This window comes from Marinomonas posidonica IVIA-Po-181, from assembly GCF_000214215.1.
Taxonomy (GTDB): Bacteria; Pseudomonadota; Gammaproteobacteria; order Pseudomonadales; family Marinomonadaceae; genus Marinomonas; species Marinomonas posidonica.
The window spans coordinates 2,675,318-2,693,757 of the sequence record NC_015559.1 but is presented as its reverse complement, the minus strand read 5'-3'; the positions used below and the strand labels follow the sequence as shown (position 1 = coordinate 2,693,757).

At 43.5% G+C, this 18,440-nt stretch carries 18 protein-coding genes; 15 read left to right on the top strand and 3 right to left on the bottom strand.

The features are described 5' to 3' along the window. The first annotated feature begins 8 nt into the window (after window positions 1-8). The 14 genes from MAR181_RS12485 (at window position 9) to MAR181_RS12420 (ending at window position 12,987) form a co-directional block, all read left to right on the top strand. Window positions 9-359, top strand: a complete 351-nt coding sequence (locus MAR181_RS12485; protein WP_013796959.1) for a HesB/IscA family protein — start codon at window positions 9-11, stop codon at window positions 357-359. Between the two features lie 5 nt (window positions 360-364). After that, a complete protein-coding gene (sufT, locus tag MAR181_RS12480) occupies window positions 365-895 on the top strand; it encodes a putative Fe-S cluster assembly protein SufT (protein WP_013796958.1) in 531 nt (176 codons plus the stop codon). A 132-nt stretch (window positions 896-1,027) separates the two neighbouring features. Next, the gene (locus tag MAR181_RS12475; RefSeq protein ID WP_013796957.1) at window positions 1,028-1,453 is read left to right on the top strand and encodes a SufE family protein; all 426 of its coding nucleotides are present in this window, start codon (window positions 1,028-1,030) and stop codon (window positions 1,451-1,453) included. Between the two features lie 18 nt (window positions 1,454-1,471). Beyond that, window positions 1,472-2,623, top strand: a complete 1,152-nt coding sequence (locus MAR181_RS12470) for an IscS subfamily cysteine desulfurase (RefSeq protein ID WP_013796956.1) — start codon at window positions 1,472-1,474, stop codon at window positions 2,621-2,623. Between the two features lie 166 nt (window positions 2,624-2,789). Continuing rightward, window positions 2,790-3,197, top strand: coding sequence for a nucleoside-diphosphate kinase (ndk, locus tag MAR181_RS12465; protein ID WP_013796955.1), 408 nt, complete (start codon window positions 2,790-2,792; stop codon window positions 3,195-3,197). A 145-nt stretch (window positions 3,198-3,342) separates the two neighbouring features. Further along, the gene (gene rlmN / locus MAR181_RS12460) at window positions 3,343-4,458 is read left to right on the top strand and encodes a dual-specificity RNA methyltransferase RlmN (protein ID WP_013796954.1); all 1,116 of its coding nucleotides are present in this window, start codon (window positions 3,343-3,345) and stop codon (window positions 4,456-4,458) included. A 132-nt stretch (window positions 4,459-4,590) separates the two neighbouring features. Beyond that, window positions 4,591-5,316, top strand: a complete 726-nt coding sequence (locus MAR181_RS12455; protein ID WP_013796953.1) for a hypothetical protein — start codon at window positions 4,591-4,593, stop codon at window positions 5,314-5,316. A 1-nt stretch (window position 5,317) separates the two neighbouring features. Continuing rightward, on the top strand, window positions 5,318-6,487 hold the full coding sequence (locus tag MAR181_RS12450; protein ID WP_245546156.1) for a RodZ domain-containing protein: 1,170 nt from the start codon (window positions 5,318-5,320) through the stop codon (window positions 6,485-6,487). Between the two features lie 8 nt (window positions 6,488-6,495). Beyond that, window positions 6,496-7,608 (top strand): flavodoxin-dependent (E)-4-hydroxy-3-methylbut-2-enyl-diphosphate synthase, encoded by a 1,113-nt coding sequence (gene ispG / locus MAR181_RS12445; RefSeq protein ID WP_013796951.1) that lies wholly within the window; start codon window positions 6,496-6,498, stop codon window positions 7,606-7,608. 9 nt (window positions 7,609-7,617) lie between these two features. Next, window positions 7,618-8,889, top strand: a complete 1,272-nt coding sequence (hisS, locus tag MAR181_RS12440) for a histidine--tRNA ligase (protein WP_013796950.1) — start codon at window positions 7,618-7,620, stop codon at window positions 8,887-8,889. 60 nt (window positions 8,890-8,949) lie between these two features. After that, on the top strand, window positions 8,950-9,591 hold the full coding sequence (locus MAR181_RS12435) for a YfgM family protein (RefSeq protein ID WP_013796949.1): 642 nt from the start codon (window positions 8,950-8,952) through the stop codon (window positions 9,589-9,591). A gap of 2 nt (window positions 9,592-9,593) precedes the next feature. Next, window positions 9,594-10,727: an outer membrane protein assembly factor BamB gene (gene bamB, locus MAR181_RS12430; RefSeq protein WP_013796948.1), complete on the top strand. Its 1,134-nt coding sequence runs from the start codon at window positions 9,594-9,596 to the stop codon at window positions 10,725-10,727. Between the two features lie 87 nt (window positions 10,728-10,814). Beyond that, a complete protein-coding gene (gene der, locus MAR181_RS12425) occupies window positions 10,815-12,155 on the top strand; it encodes a ribosome biogenesis GTPase Der (RefSeq protein WP_013796947.1) in 1,341 nt (446 codons plus the stop codon). A 220-nt stretch (window positions 12,156-12,375) separates the two neighbouring features. After that, window positions 12,376-12,987 carry a hypothetical protein gene (locus MAR181_RS12420; RefSeq protein WP_013796946.1) on the top strand — a complete coding sequence of 204 codons (612 nt, stop codon included), beginning with the start codon at window positions 12,376-12,378 and terminating at the stop codon, window positions 12,985-12,987. Between the two features lie 40 nt (window positions 12,988-13,027). Here the strand turns inward: MAR181_RS12420 and MAR181_RS12415 are convergent, their stop codons facing one another. The 3 genes from MAR181_RS12415 to MAR181_RS12405 all read right to left on the bottom strand — a co-directional run bounded on the left by MAR181_RS12415 (window position 13,028) and on the right by MAR181_RS12405 (window position 17,019). Further along, complete coding sequence (locus MAR181_RS12415; RefSeq protein ID WP_013796945.1) at window positions 13,028-15,271, bottom strand: YgiQ family radical SAM protein; 2,244 nt, start codon at window positions 15,269-15,271, stop codon at window positions 13,028-13,030. A 124-nt stretch (window positions 15,272-15,395) separates the two neighbouring features. Next, window positions 15,396-16,037 (bottom strand): thiopurine S-methyltransferase, encoded by a 642-nt coding sequence (tmpT, locus tag MAR181_RS12410; protein WP_013796944.1) that lies wholly within the window; start codon window positions 16,035-16,037, stop codon window positions 15,396-15,398. Between the two features lie 100 nt (window positions 16,038-16,137). Beyond that, on the bottom strand, window positions 16,138-17,019 hold the full coding sequence (locus MAR181_RS12405; protein WP_013796943.1) for a LysR family transcriptional regulator: 882 nt from the start codon (window positions 17,017-17,019) through the stop codon (window positions 16,138-16,140). 101 nt (window positions 17,020-17,120) lie between these two features. Between MAR181_RS12405 and MAR181_RS12400 the strand changes: the two genes are divergently transcribed. Continuing rightward, complete coding sequence (locus MAR181_RS12400) at window positions 17,121-18,320, top strand: MFS transporter (protein ID WP_041651789.1); 1,200 nt, start codon at window positions 17,121-17,123, stop codon at window positions 18,318-18,320. The last annotated feature ends 120 nt before the right edge of the window (window positions 18,321-18,440 follow it).

Genomic DNA, 18,440 nt, shown 5'->3' with positions numbered 1-18,440 from the left:
GAGGTTTTATGACAGTGACTACATTTGACCCAGGTTCTCGTGTTTCTTTGACCGCGGCCGCTGAAAAGTATTTTGCGGCGAAATTGGCTGTTTTATCAGGCAATTTAATTCGCTTAAGTACTAAAGAAAGTGGTTGTACCGGGTTTGCTTATGTTTTGGATATTGTTGACAAAGCAGAGGCGCAAGATACTGTCATGTCATTTGGTGACGTGACTCTGGCGGTCGATGCTGAATCCATGGCTATGTTGAGTGGTACCGAGATCGATTTGGTTCGAGAGGGTGTTAATCAGGTGGTGAAATTTAATAACCCTAACGTTGTAGCGGAATGTGGCTGTGGCGAAAGCTTTAGTGTGAGTTAAGTTTCATGCAAAAAATGGTTGTAACACAGCGGGATTGTCCTGCTCGTCGGGTACCGAGTGGTGAACCGACAGTCATTCCTGAAGGCCAATTTATTACCATTAATCAGAGTTTAGGTGGTAATTATACGGTGACGTGGCAGGGCAATATGCTACGCATTGATGGTACGGATGCCGAAGCGATTGGTCAGCAAGCCGATGTATTAGAGTTTGAAGATTTAGGTTCGTCAGACATCAGTGAAGAGCAGGTTTGGCAGGCGCTGGAGACAGTGTATGATCCAGAAATCCCGATTAGTTTAGTGTCACTTGGTCTAGTCTATGATGTGGCATTGGATCAGTTGAATAAGTCTGTGTCGATTAACATGACGCTCACGGCGCCAGGTTGTGGTATGGGACCGGTATTGGTTAGTGATGTTAAATATCGTGTTGAAAAGGTACCAAATGTCCAAGAAGTGAAGGTTGACTTAGTGTTTGATCCTCCTTGGTCTCGCGATATGATGAGCGAAGAGGCTCAGTTGGAAGCTGGGTTGTTTTTTTAGTAAGAGTGAGTGCTGTTTGCCTTACTAGGTCTTAATGACTGACACAAATTAGAACGACTTTAATGGTATCATTAAGGTCGTTTTGTTTTTTAGTAAGCCCCACTTCTTCGGGGTTATGAACAGAGAGGATTTATGTCTTTACCTAGCACAGACGACATTGTTGATGATCTTTCTTTCTTTGATGACTGGGAAGATAAGTACAAATACATCATTGATCTTGGGAGGTCTCTACCGGAATTTGATGAGCAATGGCGAACGGCCGAGCGATTGGTGAAGGGATGTCAAAGCAGTGTTTGGATTCAGCCTGATAATGATCAAGATGCTGAAAAAGGAGAAGTGCTGACCTTTGCCGTCGACAGTGATGCCATTATTGTTCGTGGTTTGTTGGGATTAGTGTTAGCGGCATTTGATCGAAAAACACCGCAAGAAATCATTGATTTTGATATTGCTCATTACTTCTCTGAGTTGGATTTAGAGCGTCACTTGAGCCCAACCCGTGGTAATGGACTGCGATCAATTGTGACGCGCATCCAAACGATTGCTCAAGCGGCAGCTTGAACAGGTGGAGAAGAGTAAATGAATATACCTGTGTATTTAGATAATTCGGCGACGACAGCTGTAGATCCAAGGGTCGCTGAGAAAATGATGGCTTGTCTGACGCAAGATGGTAATTTTGGTAATCCTGCTTCGCGCTCGCATTTATTTGGCTGGAAAGCCGAAGAGGCTGTTGAAGAAGCTAGATTGCAGGTTGCGAGCCTGATCAATGCTGATGCGCGTGAGATTGTATGGACCTCAGGTGCAACAGAGGCGAATAATCTTGCATTAAAAGGCGTGGCCTATGCGTATCGTCAGAAAGGTCGTCATATCATTACTTCGATGATTGAGCACAAGGCTGTATTGGATCCTTGTAAGCAACTTGAAAAAGAAGGTTTTGAGGTAACGTATTTACAGCCTGATCGCCATGGTGTGATTTCGCCTGAGCAAGTCACAGCCGCCTTAAAAGAAGACACGATTCTGGTTTCTCTTATGCACGGTAATAATGAGTTAGGTGTGTTAACGGATATTCAGGCGATCGGTAAGCTGACTCGAGAGAAAGGGGTTTTCTTGCACGTCGATGCGGCGCAAACCACAGGCAAGGTTGCGATCGATGTGAATGTTATGAATGTCGACCTGATGTCATTAACTGCCCATAAAACGTATGGGCCAAAAGGCATAGGGGCTTTGTTTGTTCGACGTTCACCAAAAGTGAAACTGGAAGCACAAATCCATGGTGGCGGTCATGAACGGGGTATGCGTTCTGGTACGTTAGCGACACATCAAATTGTTGGTATGGGAGAAGCGTTTCGTATTGCTGCAGTTGATATGGCGGTTGATTGTGAGCGTATTAAGTGTCTGCGAGAGCGCTTATGGCAAGGCTTGTCTGCTATGGATGGTGTACATTTAAATGGTGATGCTGAGCAGCGTGTCGCTGGGGTGATTAATGTGGGGTTTGCGGATGTGGATGGCGAAGTTCTGCTAATGTCCTTGAGTGATATTGCGGTCTCGTCAGGATCGGCTTGTACGTCCGCCAGTCTAGAGCCTTCGTATGTATTGCGAGCAATCGGTTTGGCAGAAGATTTGGCTCACAGTTCATTGCGTTTATCGGTTGGGCGTTTTTCCACAGAAGAAGAGGTGGATTTTGCGATTCAAACCATTAAAAACGCAGTGACAGCCCTTAGAGTTGCTTAATAAACGGAAAAAAGCCATAAATCGAAAAATATCTTAGTTTGAGCATACAATTTTCATAAATTGATGCGTATAATCCACGCGCTGAAACTTTTAAGTCCTGGGTCATGGCTTTTGTGTTTTTTGTTAAATAGCCATCACCCATAAAAAATTAATTTGGAGTTATACCATGGCGTTAGAACGCACTCTATCTATCATCAAGCCAGATGCGGTTGCTAAAAATGTAATCGGTGAAATCTACACTCGTTTTGAGCGTGCTGGTTTTAAAATTGTTGAAGCGAAAATGATTCAACTTGACGACGAATTGGCTGGCGGTTTTTACGCTGAGCACAAAGAGCGTCCTTTCTACAAAGATTTGGTTGCTTTCATGACGTCTGGCCCTGTTGTGGTTTCTGTTCTTGAAGGTGAAGGTGCGGTTCTTCGTCACCGTGAACTAATGGGCGCAACTAACCCGAAAGAAGCCGCTGCTGGAACATTGCGTGCAGATTACGCAACGTCTATCGATGCTAATGCTGTACACGGTTCTGATTCTGTAGAATCAGCCGCTCGTGAAATTGCTTACTTCTTCGGTAAGTAATTGACTGCCTGAGCGATTCGCTCAACGCATTTGAAAAGGCGGGCCCCTTGGCCCGCTTTTTTATAGAGGCTTCTGAAAAGAAAAATCTTTTCAGAGGCTTTTTTCGTTTACACTTAATGCTACAAATAGCAAGCGATCTGGAATTATGACTGACATCAAAAAAGTAAACCTGCTGGGTTTATCACCAACCAAACTGATTGAATTCTTTGAATCCATCGGTGAGAAAAAATTTCGTGCCACTCAAGTGATGAAATGGATTCATCAAAAAGGGGCGGAAAGTTTCGACGAAATGACGGATGTCAGTAAAGCGTTGCGAGCAAAGTTGGAGACTATTTGTGAAATTCGCGCACCAGAGGTGGTATCTCAGAACATTTCCAAAGATGGTACCCGTAAATGGATTATTCGCACGGAAGGTGGCAAAAATGATTGCGTCGAAACGGTTCTGATTCCGGACGGCGACCGAGCGACCTTGTGTGTTTCGTCACAGGTTGGTTGTTCACTGGATTGCAGTTTTTGTTCTACTGGTAAGCAGGGATTTAATCGCAATTTAACACCGGCGGAAATCATCGGGCAAGTTTGGATTGCCATTAAGTCTTTCGGTCCTATGGATCCGAATGGTCCCCGTCGTGTCACCAATGTGGTGATGATGGGAATGGGCGAACCCTTGATGAACTTTGAGCCTGTTGTCGATGCGATGATTCTGATGATGCATGATAACGCTTATGGATTATCAAAAAGACGCGTTACGCTTAGTACATCTGGCGTAGTGCCAAAAATTTATGAATTGATCAAACGGACCGATGTGTCTTTGGCGATCTCATTACATGCGCCAAATAATCCGCTGCGTGATGAATTGGTTCCCATTAACCGTAAGTATCCAATTGCTGAGCTGATTGAAGCTTGCCAGCACTACTTAGCGAATTTGCCAGATAAGCGTCATATCACGATTGAATATACTTTAATGTCAGGGGTGAATGATAATGAGGAGCAAGCTCATGAGTTGGTGGAATTGCTAAAAGATTTAGAGTGTAAGGTGAATTTGATTCCTTTTAACCCTTTCCCTCATTCTGGCTATGAGAAACCATCGAACAATCGGACTCGTCGTTTCCAAAAAATCTTAGCGGATGCCGGTTATACAGTGACAGTGCGAACCACTCGTGGCGATGATATCGATGCGGCTTGTGGTCAATTAGTCGGCGATTTTCACGATAAAACCCGTCGCAGTCAGAAGTACATTGAGCTAAGAGAAGTGAGTCAGTAAGCAATATCTAAAAATGTCGCAGCGAGGGCAAAGGATGCGCTCCTGCTAGGGAAGGTGCGAATAAGTCTGCTGAAGCAAGTGAACTTGTTGGTACCTTCCCTAGTGAAGCGACAATAAGACAAGGATGTCTGTATGCCTAATGTTAAATTGATCTGGGCGATTAGTCTGTTGTGGCTAAGCGCATGTACCAACCATACCTCTTCTTTTCCTATTGTGCCTTTAACGGATTCAAAGCGTTTGTCCTTAGCGCAAACGCATTTATTGCTAGGGCAATGGTCTCTTGCGAAAGGGCAGTTGGAGCAAATTGCAAGCGACGCTCATGGGCGTGAATATTGGCGCTTATTAAGCTTGTATTGGTTGAGTGTTGAGAATTTAGAAGAAGCGTTAAAAGTGTCAAAAGTAGGCTTGTCACATTATCCGCGAGATGGTTTTTTGCTTAATAATTATGGTGTGATATTGGGAACGAAAAATGACTGGGAAAGCGCTTGTTCTTTTTTTCAGCAGGCAAATGATTTTTCCTTTCCGAAGCGCCAATCTGTGCAAATAAACCTTTCTCGATGTGCATTACGTCAGGAAGATGTAAAATTGGCTGAAAAGCACTTAGATCAGGCAAAAGAAATCGCAGAATTGCCTGTTATAGGTTTGCTGACTGAGCTCAATCTTGTTTTAATACAGGGTAATAATGACAAAGCTCGCATAATTTTTAATAATATCCAAACTTTTGGGAATGTTGCTCTAGGATGGGCACATTTTGATGAGTTCAAATGTTTATCCAAGTATATACATCGACACGAGGATGACGCGGCAAAGTACTCGTATGCGAGCGATTTTACATGCCTCAATGGCTCAAGGTATTGACATGACAACTGATAAACAAATCGACACTCCTTTTGAACAAGAACAACCATTAGACGCTTTCGAAACAGACATTGGCCAAACAGACAATTCAACAGAAGAAGAACCATCGGTCGGATCCAATGAAGACATTGCGGTAACATCAAATAATGAAGCAAGCGCAGAAGCGGTTCTTCAAACAGAACACATTCAAGAGACGCAGATTGAGGAAGAACAGGCCGAACAAACGTCCATGATGAATATTGGTCAAACGTTAAGAGAAAAGCGTCTGGCCATGGGGTACGAAGAAAAACAAGTCGCAGCTGATTTAAAACTAACGCAAGATCAAGTTAATGCGTTGGAAGAGAATAATTTTAGTTTCTTCCGTTCCATTACCTTTACACGTGGTTTTTTAAAGAGCTACTGCCGTTTGTTGGAATTGGATGCGAAAGAGGTTCTTGTCGCATTTAATGAACAACAGCAAGTATCCAAACCTAGCATTGAACCAGTCGATACGGTTGTCCATAAGCAGTCTCATTTAGGTGACCCAATCGTTATTTTTGTGTCAGTGGTGATTGTGGCGGTATTGGTGTTTTTTGTATTTTGGTGGCCTTCGCAAAGTTCTGATGATGCAGCGACAAGTGATGCAAACTCGTCCCAGGTCGAGCGTTCAGAAACCATCCAGCAAGAGACAACTGAGACTAAGTCTGAAGTCGCTGCTACTGAGAATATTGAACCTGTGGAAAAGGCCGATTCTCAGCCTGAAACCGTTGTTGAAAATTCTCCGGTGATCGTAGCAGACTCTCAAAATTTATCTGATGATCAAGTGGTCACTGGGCTGTCTCCAGAAACTGTGGCTTTACTAGAAGAAGCGGGTGTTAGTCCAGAAGACGTGGTGAAGGCGAGCCAAGAACCCGTTAAAGACATTGACGATGTGCCTGCACAACCTTTTTATTTAGATGACGTACAGATAGCTTTCAGCGAAGACTGCTGGACTGAGATTCGTGATAGTACGGGTAAAATCTTATTTTCTGGTGTGAAAGCCGCTGGCAGTGAGTTGAATCTGTCAGGAGAGGCTCCATATCGAGTGGTGTTTGGCTATTCAAGAGGGGTTTCTTCTTTGAAGTATAAGGGCCAAGAGTTTGATTTTTCATCTTATGTTCGTAAAGATTTGGCTCGTTTTGAGCTCAAGTAGAGACATTTATGCATTTTGAATCACCTATTAAACGCCGTCAGTCACGCCAAATCATGGTGGGTGATGTGCCGGTTGGCGGTGGTGCGCCAATCAGTGTTCAGAGTATGACGAATACAGAAACTTGTGATGTTGACGCAACGGTCGCACAAATTAGAGCGATTGCGGATGCTGGAGCCGATATTGTTCGAGTGTCTATCCCGTCGATGGATGCGGCTGAAGCCTTTAAACGAATTCGCGAAGAGGTGTCTATTCCATTAGTGGCTGACATTCACTTCGATTATAAAATTGCGTTGAAAGTGGCCGAATATGGTGTGGATTGCTTGCGTATCAATCCAGGAAACATTGGCAACAAAGACAGAGTGCGAGCCGTCGTTGATTGTGCTCGTGATAAAAATATCCCAATTCGTATCGGCGTTAATGCCGGCTCCCTTGAGAAAGACTTGCAGAAAAAATACGGTGAACCGACACCGGATGCGCTGGTTGAATCGGCATTTCGTCAAATTCAATATTTTGATGAATTGGACTTTCATGAATACAAATTAAGTCTGAAAGCATCCGACATTTTTATGACGGTGGAAGCCTATCGTAAAATTGCTTCCCAAATTGATAATCCATTGCACTTAGGGATTACGGAAGCGGGCGGGTTACGTTCTGGTACAGTGAAATCGTCCATTGGTTTAGGTTTGTTGTTGATGGATGGTATCGGTGACACCTTGCGAGTGTCGTTGGCTGCGGATCCGGTTCAGGAAATTAAAGTAGGTTGGGATATGCTTCGCAGTTTAAAGCTGCGCAGTCGTGGTATTAACTTTATTGCTTGCCCAAGCTGCTCTCGTCAGAATTTTGATGTGATCAAAACCATGAATGAGTTGGAAGAGCGCTTAGAAGACGTCACTATTCCAATGGATGTTGCTGTAATCGGCTGCATTGTAAATGGTCCAGGTGAGGCAAAAGAAGCAGACATAGGTTTGACGGGTGGCACACCGAATAATTTGATTTACCAAGACGGCAAACCAGAAAGTAAAACTAAGAATGCTTCACTAGTAGACGATTTAGAGAAGAAGATTCGTGAGAAAGCCGTTTTAAAAGAACAAAAAATGGCTGATATCATTGTTAAAAGTTAAGGATCCATAGTGGCTCGTAAAATTCAAGCGATCAGAGGAATGAATGACATCCTGCCTGATCAATCATCCGTCTGGCTCTACTTAGAGAAGACAGTTGCCGATGTGGTTAAGTCCTACGGCTATCAACAAATTCGTTTCCCAATTGTTGAAAACACGGATCTGTTTAAACGTGGTGTTGGTGAAACGACAGACATTGTTGAAAAAGAAATGTACACCTTTGATGATCGCAATGGCGAGTCTCTTACCTTGCGTCCAGAGGGAACGGCCAGTTGTGTTCGTGCCGCAGATCAAGCCGGCTTGTTATTCAATCAGGTTCAGCGCCTTTGGTATGCTGGTCCCATGTTCCGTTATGAGCGTCCGCAAAAAGGACGTTACCGTCAATTTCATCAAATTGGCGTAGAATCTTTTGGTATGGCCAGTGCTGACATCGATGCCGAGCTGATTGTCTTATCTGCAAAGCTATGGAAACAGCTAGGGTTAATTGAGCATGTTGAGCTACAGCTAAATACCATAGGGTTAGCGTCTGAACGTGAGACTTTTAAAGCTAGTTTGGTGGAATATCTCACTGAGTTTAAAGACCTGTTGGATGAAGACAGTCAGCGTCGCTTGACGACGAATCCATTGCGTATTTTGGATTCAAAAGATGCGAAGACGCAAGAAGTATTGAAAAATGCCCCTTGTCTTGATGATTTTATTGGTGAAGAGTCAAAAGCGCATTTTGATCGACTGCAAGCCATCTTAACCGCTAATAATGTGCCTTATGTGATTAATAATAGTCTTGTTCGAGGCTTAGATTACTATGGTAAAACCGTATTTGAATGGGTTACCACTCATTTGGGAGCACAAGCGACTATTTGTGCTGGTGGACGATACGATGGTTTGGTTGAGCAACTGGGCGGTAAAGCTACCCCAGCGGTTGGTTTTGCAATGGGTGTTGAGCGTTTAATTTTGTTACTGGAAACGCTTGATCTGGTTCCTGAAAAGGCAAAATATCAAACGGATGTCTTTGTGATCAGCTTAGGGGAGGAGGCCGAATTGGCGTCAACCGTGTTAGCTGAACAAATTCGTGACGTCAGTCCTGAGCTTGTGGTACAGCGTCATTGTGGTGGTGGTAATTTTAAAAATCAAATGAAGAAAGCCGATCGTTCAGGAGCGGCAGTGACCATTATTATTGGACAAGACGAGGTTGATCAGGGCATTTGTCAGGTGAAACAGATGCAAACAGGTGAGCAGGCGTCTTGCTCTTTTGGCGAATTGCCGAGCTATCTAGCATCCCTATAAACCCTTTATAAATTAAGTCTTATCCTGTTGTTTAGCAGGCTTTGTATGAGGAAGTAAGAAGTGTCTGAATTAAAGACGGAAGAAGAACAAATCGAAGCCTTTAAGGCTTGGTGGAAGAAAAATGGTACAGCCCTAGTGGTGGCTGTGGCTGTGGCTGTAGCAGGTTACTTTGGCTGGCAAGCTTGGAAAAATGGCCAGGAAACGCATTTAAGCGAAGCATCTGCTTTGTATCAAAATCTGGTGAAAGCAGCGGCCAATTTGGATGATGAGAATAATCAGAAGACAGTTAGCTTTATCGCGAAACAGTTGTCTGAAGATTACAGTGATACGGGTTATGCCATGTTTGGTCAATTATTTCTGGCCCGTGTTGATGCGGAACAAGGTAATTATGATGACGCGATTAGTGCATTAGAGTTGGCAATAAAAGAAACAGAAGATGCGTCTTTTATTGCTATTGCTAATCTGAGAATTGCTCGCTTGTTATTGCAAAAAGGTGATTACCAAGCTGCTATGAATCGTTCTCAGTTAGTAACAGAGCCTGAATACCTCGCTCAGCAACAAGAAGTAATTGGTGATATTTACTTACAGCAAGGTATGCGTGATGACGCTCGTATGGCTTATGAAAAAGCCAGTGAAGCACTCGGAGCGGGTGTAAATCATCCACTGCTTGATATTAAACTTCAGGATTTAGTAAAAGGTTAATAATGAAAAAGTCTCTTTTTCTGCTGTTATTATCTGCCGTTATTATTCAAGGCTGCTCCAATGCTCGCCCGACTTTGCCAGATTTACCAAGTCTTTCGAATGAAGTGGATCTTCATAAAGATTGGCGAACCAGTGTAGACGGTAACTTTGGTGAAACCAGTGAGCGTTTCAACCTGGTGGCTCAAAATAGTAACCTTTATTTCGTTACGGATCAGGGAACGCTTTATACCTTGAACCAAGCGGATGGCGATGAAGTTAATGAAACTGAGACGGATTATTCCCCTAGTTCAGGCGTTACGCTGCAAGGTGACTCAGTCTATTTTGGTACTTATGACGCCCAGTTAGTGGCGATGTCGTTAGCCAATCAGTCCGTTCTTTGGGAAAAGAACTTGAGCTCGGAAGTCTTATCTGAAGCCGCTTATGCCGCTGGTAAAATTGCCATTCAGACTGCAGACGGTTGGTTAAATGTGTTAGAGGCCGATACGGGTAATACACTGTGGCGCGCTAAACAAGATTTGCCAGCGTTAACGGTGCGTGGTACGGGCACGCCAGTCATTGCAAATGGCAAAGTCGTTGCTGGTTTTGCCAATGGTCAGGTGAAAGCTTTCTCTCTTCAGTCAGGTGAAGAGCTTTGGTCTTATGCCGTGGGCAAGCCAGAAGGGCGTTATGAAATTGAACGCTTAAGTGATGTGGATGGTCGCTTAGTGGTAAAAGACAATGTGGTTTATGCTATTGCTTATAATGGTACCCTTGTGGCGCTTGCTTTAGAAACGGGTCGACCACTTTGGCAACGTAATATTTCCAGTACCGTAAGTGTGGCGGTAAAAGGCGAATTATTGGTTGCTGTTGATATGAAAAGTAACGTGATTGCATTGAACGCTAAGAATGGCTCTGAAGCATGGAAAAATTCAGATTTATTAGACAGAGATCTGATCTCACCTGAGTTTTTTGGTGATTATGTTGCATTAATGGATCGTGCAGGTTATGTACATCTAATCGATTTGGGAACAGGTGCCGTGGTGGCACGTGAATTAGCCAATGAAAAAAATGTAGCACCTGGCAGTCGCATGCTAGCTCATGAAAAGCAGCTGTTCATATTAACACCAGACTCGGATGTGACTTCTCTTACGTATTGAAGCCTAGTTCGAACAATTGTGATTTTTTAAGGGGCTGCCATCGCTAAATTGGGATGGCGGCCACTTTCTATTTTTAAAGGTAAAAAAATGATACCAGTAATTGCATTGGTAGGTAGACCCAATGTTGGCAAATCCACTTTGTTTAACCAGCTAACACGTTCGCGTGATGCGTTGGTGGCAGATTATCCAGGTTTAACCCGTGACCGTAAATACGGTGATGGCAAAGTGGGTGGTCATGAGTTTATTGTAATTGATACCGGTGGTATCAGTGGTGATGAGCAAGGCATTGATGAAAAAATGGCACGCCAGTCTTTGTTGGCAATAGAAGAGGCGGACACTGTACTGTTTCTTGTTGATGGTCGTCATGGTTTGAATCCTGCGGATGAAATGATTGCGAATCATCTTCGCCGCTCCAACAAGCCAGTCACCTTGGTGGTGAATAAAACGGATGGTATTAACGAAGACATTGCCTTGGCGGATTTTTATTCTCTGGGGTTTGGTGAATTGCAACCCATTGCAGCGGCCCATGGAAAAGGTGTTCACGTGTTAATTGATCACGTGATGTTGCCTTTTGCAGAGCAAGTTGAAGAAGCAAAAAATCAAATTGATTTGGATTCTCGTGGTATTCGCATTGGTGTGGTTGGCCGTCCAAATGTTGGAAAATCCACTCTGGTTAACCGTATGTTGGGTGAAGACCGAGTCGTGGTTTATGACATGCCAGGTACGACTCGTGACAGTGTTTACATTCCTTATTTACGTCACGATAAAGAATACACCTTGATTGATACCGCCGGTATTCGTCGACGTAAGCATGTGAAAGAAGCCGTGGAAAAATTTTCTATCGTGAAGACACTTCAGGCTATCCAAGATGCCAATGTGGTGATTGTAGTGATTGATTCCCATGAAGATCTAGTCGAGCAAGATCTTCATATGATTGGTTATGTTTTGGATGCAGGGCGTGGTGTGGTCATTGCCATCAATAAGTGGGATGGCCTACAAAAAGATGAGCGTGAGCACATTAAAAGTGAAGTTGAGCGTCGATTGGGCTTTGTGCCATACGCGAAAGTGCATTACATCTCAGCTTTGCATGGTACGGCGGTCGGTGACTTATATGACACCATAGAAACTACCTATGAGTCTTGCTATGCGAAATGGTCAACCAATCGTTTGACTCGAATTTTAGAAGATGCGGTGTCGGAGCATCAGCCACCTATGGTGAACAGTCGTCGTATAAAATTACGCTATGCTCACCAAGGCGGGTCGAATCCTCCTCGTATTGTGGTGCATGGGAATCAGGTGAATTCGTTACCTGGCAGTTATAAACGGTATTTAGAAAATAAGTTTCGCTCAGTTTTAAAGATAACTGGCACGCCCATTATTTTTGAATTCAAGTCTTCTGATAACCCATTTGCGCCTAAGAAAAAATAGGCTCTATTCTGTTTTAAAAAATCCTTTGCCTTGTTCGTACGGCAAGGGATTTTTTTGTGCTAACTATATAGATGGTTCACTGTTTACTGACTTATTCCCTTTTTTATATAAATGAAATCATTAAGGGATGAATATGGTAATAACTGTGTCATTTTAATGTGTTACGTCGAATTTTTACTTTTTTTTCATTAGTATCTCTGCATCTATTGTGGGGTCTATAATGTTATTTTTACGTGGTTTTGTTTATCTTCTTTTAGTGTCTGTCGTCGCCCAATTAATTTCTTTGGAAGGCTACGAAATGTTATCTGCCGCCGAATACAGTGAGCATTCAGTGACAGAGCATTTGCAAGACATAATGTCGTTCTTGAGTTGTATGCTGTTTTTATATGTGGCTCGTCATTCTGAATCTATGAAAATTGCAGCGACTTTGTTGGCAGCTTTGATGGGCATGATGTTTGTGCGTGAATCTGATTCTTTGCTGGATCAATATGTTTTTGATGGGGCTTGGCAAAGTGTCGTGCTGGTCATTATCGCTTGTGTATTGGTGTTTCTTTGTGGACAGTTTAAGGCAATTTATCCTTCTATTAAGGTTTATGCCGATCAAGCCTGCTTTGGTACATTTCTGGCTGGTTTTGTGACGATTCTGGGCTTTTCCCGTTTGATGGGGCGTGGCTCATTTTGGGAAGCCGTAATGGGGGATGCTTATATGCGAGTGGTTAAAAACATTGTAGAAGAAGGTATTGAGACCCTTGGCTATACCTTAATTCTCATATCAGCCGTGGAGCTGATGTTAGCTTGCCGTCGCCAAAAAAGAAAAGTGAAGGCGCACTAATCATTTAGTAGAAAAGTCTAAAATCCCCTAGGGGATTTTTTTATTTCGTTCTGCTGGACGGGCGTTTTTTACTCTGCTGATTATTTGTTTGTGGTCTCGCGCCAGACTTGCTTTTATTGGCCTTGTTACGGGCTTTTTCAGCGGCTGCATTTTTACTGATTGTCGGGCGATTTGACGTATGCGATGCGCCCGTTTTTTGGCCCGGTTTGGCATTTTTAGGGCGTCGCGGAACGCGTTTATCTTGCTCGGCTGGCGGCACGAGTTTATTCGCTCCATGACCGATTAAGTCAGCTCGACCCATTTTAATGAGGGTATCGCGGAGTCCTTGCCAGTTACTTGAATCATGGTAGCGAAGAAAGCCTTTTTGTACGCGTCGTTGTTCATAATCCTTTGGTGTATAAACGTCTTCACTTTTATAGGTCACTTGTTTTAACGGGTTCTTACCAGAGTGGTACATGGCCGTCGCCAGTGACATTGGTGATGGATAAAAGGTTTGCACTTGATCTGGTTTAAAGTCGTTGGTTTTTAGCCAAACCGCTAGATTCATCATATCTTCATCTGAGCTGCCTGGATGGGCTGCAATGAAATAGGGGATAAGGTGCTGTTTTTTGCCGGCTTCTTTAGAGTATTTATCAAACATACGTTTGAAGCGGTCATAGGTTCCCATGCCTGGCTTCATCATTTTCGAAAGCGTGTCTGTCTCTGAATGCTCAGGGGCAATTTTTAATAGGCCACCCACATGATGTGTCACCAATTCACGAACGTATTCAGGGTCTTCAACGGCTAAATCATAACGTAGCCCAGACGCAATGGAGACAGTATGAATGCCTTCGATAGCTCGTGTCTTTCGATACAATTGAGTGGTCGGGCTATGATCTGTATTTAGGTTTGAGCAAATAGTAGGGTATACACAAGACAGTTTTCGGCATGAAGCTTGAACTTCATCATCATTACAATTCAAGGTGTACATGTTTGATGTTGGCCCACCTAGGTCAGAGATGTGGCCGGTAAAACCAGGTACTTTAGCTTTAATGTCTTCGATTTCATTCAGAATAGATTCGTGAGAACGGGACTGAATGACGCGTCCTTCATGTTCAGTAATTGAGCAAAAAGTACACCCCCCAAAACAACCACGCATGATATTGATGGACGTTTTAATCATATCGTAAGCTGGAATGCGTGCTTTTTTGTATTTCGGATGGGGGACTCGAGCGTAAGGTAAGTCAAATACACCGTCCATTTCATCCGTTTCCAGCGGAATTGGTGGTGGGTTTACCCAGATTTCTTTTTTTCCGTGTTTCTGAATTAAGGCGCGCGCATTATGAGGGTTAGACTCTAGGTGCAATATGCGTGAGGTATGCGCATAAAGTACAGGGTCTTTTGATACTTTTTCAAAAGAAGGTAAGCGGATATAGGTTTTTTCGGGATCAAGTTTTTCGCCTCGACGAAGAGGTGCCGGAATGACGCGAATCGGCATCACATCTTTGTCTTCCTCTGTTTGGCATTTGCCTTCAGGAATGTATTCATAAGGGCTGTAAATCTTGTCGACCTGACCAGGCCAATCGACTCGCGTAGAGTCAATCTCAGTAAAGCCACCTGGCGGTGTATCTCTAACAATGGTGGTACCGCGTATGTTTTTGAGTTGGTTTAAGGTTTTGCCCATGGCCAGCTCATGGGTAACGTCTAACATGGCACGTTCTGCGTTACCGTACAATAAGATGTCGGCAGTGGAATCGATCAATACTGAACGGCGAACCTCATTGCTCCAGTAATCGTATTGAGCAATGCGACGTAAACTGGCTTCAATGCCGCCAATCATGACAGGTATATCATTAAAAGCTTCTTTACAGCGTTGTGAATAAACAATGACCGCACGATCTGGACGTTTGCCGCCCTCACCGTAAGGTGTATAGGCATCATCATTTCGTACTTTAAGATCCGCTGTATAACGGTTAATCATGGAGTCCATGTTGCCCGCTGTGACACCAAAATATAGGTTAGGGCGACCAAGGCGCATGAAGTCCTCAGTATTTCGCCAGTTTGGTTGGTCTATGATACCAACTCGATAACCTTTCGATTCTAATAAGCGGCCCAGTACCGCCATGCCAAAGCTTGGGTGATCAACATAGGCATCTCCAGTGACAATGATGACATCACAGCTATCCCAACCCAGAGCATCCATTTCTTCTCGAGTAGTGGGTAGAAAAGGAGATACGCCATAGCATTCCGCCCAATAAGCTGGGTAGGAAAATAAATGCTGGGCGGTTTTGTGTCGTTTGATCATGGGTTGCTCTTGCTAGGTGAATCGCTAGGCATTATGAGATTGTCATAATTTAGCCTTATATAATGTGCGGCATTATCCCAGAAAACGACTCAGGTAAACAGCCTTTGCTTAGGGGGAAATTGACTTAATTTTGATCAATGTGCCAAACGCTTTCTTCAAATGAAGTGTAGCTGCCATCACGATAGTCTGGATTGGTTTCCATGAGATTTTCTGAAGCCAATTTCTTAATTTGATTCCCCCAAAGCTGAATCACTTCTTCTGCTCCGACTGAAAATGGTGGGCCTTTTTTGTCACCTTGGTATTGCAACGTAATAAGTAACAGAAAAGCTTTATCCGTTAGTCGTTGCAAGGTGTGTTGAACGTATTTTTTTCTTAATGGTTCGGGCATAGCGACCAATGCTGCTCGATCATAGCAAGCGTCAAAGTTTTGTTCATTGAAGGCGAAATAATCTCCTTCAATGAGGCGAATCGACAGCTCATTTACCTTGTGGATCTTAAGGCTGCCTTGTTGATGTGTTTCGTAGGTTAAATCGTTGTCACCAATAAATTCAATGATGGCAAGGGAAGACAGCTCCACGCCTGTTACTTGATAGCCTTGTTCAGCCAGCCAAATCATGTCATTGGTTTTGCCGCACAAGGGCACAAGAACCTTGCTTTGCTTGGCAAGAATCGGCCAATAATCCATTAATTTAGGGTTAACGCCTTCTTGATGAAAGCCAATACGACCAGCTTGCCAGCGCTCTAACCAAAAGTCATTGGTAATCATGTAGACCTCTCAAACAAAAACAGTGATTTTTCATTATAGGTTATTTTGGTTGCAGTTTAATGGGGGAAATCATCATGAAGTTTGTAAATTCATGATGGTGTTACGAGACGGATTTACCCTGCAGGCAGACAAACTCCAGAAAGGCTTGATTGGCTTTGGATAAGTACCCGTCTTTTCGCCAAGCGATGTTTAAATCTAACCAGATAGGAGGATCAAATGATCGGGTAATAAGCTGATCATCGTCTTCGATTACCATGGACAGCATGGTTGAAATACCAAAACCCTGTTTGGTGATGGATTTGATGAGTGGGATCAGGTTAGTTTCAAATCCTATATTTGGCTTAATTCCTGCTTTTTCTGCTAGTTTGTCGACAATACGACGATGGAAAAAACCTTCTTTGAACATCACCAGTTCTTCGTTAAAAAACGCGGCAGGGGAGACCTTGTTTAGCTGACTAAAAGGGTGATCTTCGGCCACAACGACCCGCATTTCTTCTTCTAATAAGTGTTCTGCCTGTAGGCTGGTGGGTAAGGTTTCAGCCACAATGACACTGAGATCCAGTTCGCCTTTTTCCAGCATTTTTTGCAATTGCCAAGTTCCCCCTTCGATGACTTTAAGGGCAATGCTGGGGTAACGGTTTCGAAACGCCATCAGAATAGGTGGAAAATAATAGGAACCAAGCATGCTGGGAATACCAACTCTGACTTCTCCTTGAGTGAGCCCGTTTAACTCAGACATTTCTAGGATGGCTTCATCAGCAGCCTGAACAATTTTTTTCGCATGCTGATAAAGCTTGTTGCCTTCGTCCGTTAAGCTGACATTTCGATCTGCTCGATGAATGAGGGTTAAGCCTAATTCCTGTTCCAGTTTTTTGATGGCCATGCTAACAGCCGGTTGAGCTACGCCCAACTGGTGTGCGGCTTTAGTAAAGCTGGCTGTTTCAGCAATGCTAACAAGGTAGCGGAGTGGTTTTATTTCCATCAGCAATTCTTATAGTTTTGATAAGTTAGATATATTTTATTGATAAAATGTCTGGGCGTATAGTGAAGTCTCTGTTTAGTTTAGATTGGGATGAGGTGAATGTGATTGAGTTTGGTAGTCGTTTATTCTGGCGAGGCACATTCGCTCTGGTGATTGGCTCTTTTATGGTTTTTGCCAATGTGTATGTCACCCAACCTTTATTGCCCATGATAGCCACAGTGTTTTCCATAAGTCCGTTGCAAGCCAGCGCCAGTTTCACCATCACAACTTTGACTTTGGGAATCTCATTATTATTTTATGGCCCCATTTCCGATGCCTTGGGACGAAAAGGCATCATGGTTTTTACTATGGTGGGGATTACCCTAACGACAGCGTGTTTGTCTTTGGTTCAGCAATATGAGCAACTACTCGCTTTACGAGCATTACAAGGTTTTTTCTTGGCAGGGCTGCCAGCCATCGCGGTGGCGTATCTGGGAGATGAATACACGCCTGATGCTTTGATGGTAGCCGTTGGATTGTACATCAGTGGCAATACCCTAGGAGGAATTGGTGGCCGCTTAATAGGAGGATTTGCGGGTGAGTGGCTGGGTTATTCTGCAACATTTTCTGTGATGGCGGCCATCAGCTTAGTGTGTTTATTGGCTTTTTACATTCTTTTGCCTTCTTCTAAACATTTCGAATCTAAGCCATTACGTGTTGGTGTTATTCTGCAAAATATCAAAAGCCATTTACATAATCGTCGTTTGCTAACCTGTTACCTGATAGGTGGTTTTAGTTTTTTTATTTTTATTAATCAATACAGCTACGTTACCTTTGTGTTGGAAGCTGAGCCTTATCATTTGTCGCCTAAATTTGTTGGTTTACTGTTTTTGACCTATTTAGCTGGCACCCTAGGTTCCGCCATTTCAGGTAAGCTAGCGAAACGCTATGCTCAGGCGAATATTTTGGTACTGGGTACTTGCATTTTCATGCTCGGCTCTTTGGTCACACTGGGCAGTTCTATATGGATGATTATGACGGGGTTGTTGATTAACAGTTTTGGTTTTTTCTTATGCCATTCGACTGCCAGCAGTTTTGTCAGCTGTCATGCCAAGCATGCCAAAGCCAGCGCGTCCTCTTTGTATCTTGTGTTTTATTACTTGGGAGCAAGTCTGGGTGGTTTTTACCTTGACCCTTTTTGGCAGATCAGCGGATGGACTGGCGTCATCATAGGGTCCTGGATCATTTTAGCGTTTGTGGCATTGGCAGGCATGAGCTTGGTTCGTCTTAAATCGTCGTCTCTTAGTCATGGAATGAGCTGATAACGTTAAAATCTTGTTATTGGGGATAGGACACAAGCAGATGACTAAAATGACTCGTTATTGAATAATGACTATTTGAGATAGTGAATTGGTTTTTTTAGGTATTCATGGAAGCGGCTT

Bases quoted from the DNA above. Each gene is read 5' to 3' on its own strand.
- MAR181_RS12485 (WP_013796959.1), top strand. From the start codon at position 9: ATGACAGTGACTACATTTGACCCAGGTTCTCGTGTTTCTTTGACCGCG.
- sufT (WP_013796958.1), top strand. From the start codon at position 365: ATGCAAAAAATGGTTGTAACACAGCGGGATTGTCCTGCTCGTCGGGTA.
- MAR181_RS12475 (WP_013796957.1), top strand. From the start codon at position 1,028: ATGTCTTTACCTAGCACAGACGACATTGTTGATGATCTTTCTTTCTTT.
- MAR181_RS12470 (WP_013796956.1), top strand. From the start codon at position 1,472: ATGAATATACCTGTGTATTTAGATAATTCGGCGACGACAGCTGTAGAT.
- ndk (WP_013796955.1), top strand. From the start codon at position 2,790: ATGGCGTTAGAACGCACTCTATCTATCATCAAGCCAGATGCGGTTGCT.
- rlmN (WP_013796954.1), top strand. From the start codon at position 3,343: ATGACTGACATCAAAAAAGTAAACCTGCTGGGTTTATCACCAACCAAA.
- MAR181_RS12455 (WP_013796953.1), top strand. From the start codon at position 4,591: ATGCCTAATGTTAAATTGATCTGGGCGATTAGTCTGTTGTGGCTAAGC.
- MAR181_RS12450 (WP_245546156.1), top strand. From the start codon at position 5,318: ATGACAACTGATAAACAAATCGACACTCCTTTTGAACAAGAACAACCA.
- ispG (WP_013796951.1), top strand. From the start codon at position 6,496: ATGCATTTTGAATCACCTATTAAACGCCGTCAGTCACGCCAAATCATG.
- bamB (WP_013796948.1), top strand. From the start codon at position 9,594: ATGAAAAAGTCTCTTTTTCTGCTGTTATTATCTGCCGTTATTATTCAA.
- der (WP_013796947.1), top strand. From the start codon at position 10,815: ATGATACCAGTAATTGCATTGGTAGGTAGACCCAATGTTGGCAAATCC.
- MAR181_RS12420 (WP_013796946.1), top strand. From the start codon at position 12,376: ATGTTATTTTTACGTGGTTTTGTTTATCTTCTTTTAGTGTCTGTCGTC.
- MAR181_RS12415 (WP_013796945.1), bottom strand. From the start codon at position 15,271: ATGATCAAACGACACAAAACCGCCCAGCATTTATTTTCCTACCCAGCT.
- tmpT (WP_013796944.1), bottom strand. From the start codon at position 16,037: ATGATTACCAATGACTTTTGGTTAGAGCGCTGGCAAGCTGGTCGTATT.
- MAR181_RS12405 (WP_013796943.1), bottom strand. From the start codon at position 17,019: ATGGAAATAAAACCACTCCGCTACCTTGTTAGCATTGCTGAAACAGCC.